Source organism: Aphanothece microscopica RSMan92, from assembly GCF_046613545.2.
Taxonomy (GTDB): Bacteria; Cyanobacteriota; Cyanobacteriia; order PCC-6307; family Cyanobiaceae; genus NIES-981.
The window spans coordinates 1-749 of the sequence record NZ_JBKKKY020000277.1 but is presented as its reverse complement, the minus strand read 5'-3'; the positions used below and the strand labels follow the sequence as shown (position 1 = coordinate 749).

Below are 749 nucleotides of genomic sequence, written 5' to 3'. Positions count from 1 at the left end.
GGCCCTGTCTGGCCCGAGACGGATGAAGACCCCCACGCCTGGATCGCCGCTCTGCCGCCGGCGGCCCCCGTCCCATCGACGCCGGACGTTTCGATCATCATCCCGGTCTTCAATCACGCCGACAGGCTGCCGGCCTGCATCGCCTCCGCGCTGACCCAGACGGCGGTCTCGGTGGAGGCGGTGATCGTGGACGATTGTTCCACAGACCCCCGCATCGCGCCCATGCTGGCTGCTCTCGCGCAGGCGCGCCCGGACGTGACGCTCATCACGAACCGCGAGAACCTCGGCATTTCCCAGGCGCAGAACCTCGCAGCAGACGCCGCGCGCGGCCGGTATCTCGCTTTCCTCGATTGCGACGACATGCTCGCAGCAGACGCCTTGATGCAGGTGCTTGCCCGGATGCGCCCCGGCGTCGGCTACGCCTTCACCGACCGGATCGATGTGGATGCCGAAGGCGGGGTGCTGCGCACCGCAGTCTATGGCGGCTACCCGCACATCCGCCCCGGCGGGGCGATCGGGGATGATCTGCTGGACGGGATGGTGGCGTCCCACCTGAAGGTGATCGAGCGAAACGCCTATCTGGTGGCGGGCGGATGCGACCCGGCCTTCGATGGCGTACAGGATTGGGAGCTGGCCCTGCGCCTGCACGACAGGGGAGTCGTGTTTCAGCATGTGCCAGCAGCGGTCTACCGCCACACGATCCATGCCGCCTCGGTCACGTCGTCTTCGTCGGTGCGCCAATTCTGGCG

1 protein-coding gene is annotated in these 749 nt (G+C 67.8%); it reads left to right on the top strand.

From position 1 onward, the window contains the following. On the top strand, nucleotides 1-749 hold a 749-nt coding region (locus ACLD7X_RS17480), incomplete at both ends, for a glycosyltransferase (RefSeq protein ID WP_411424962.1).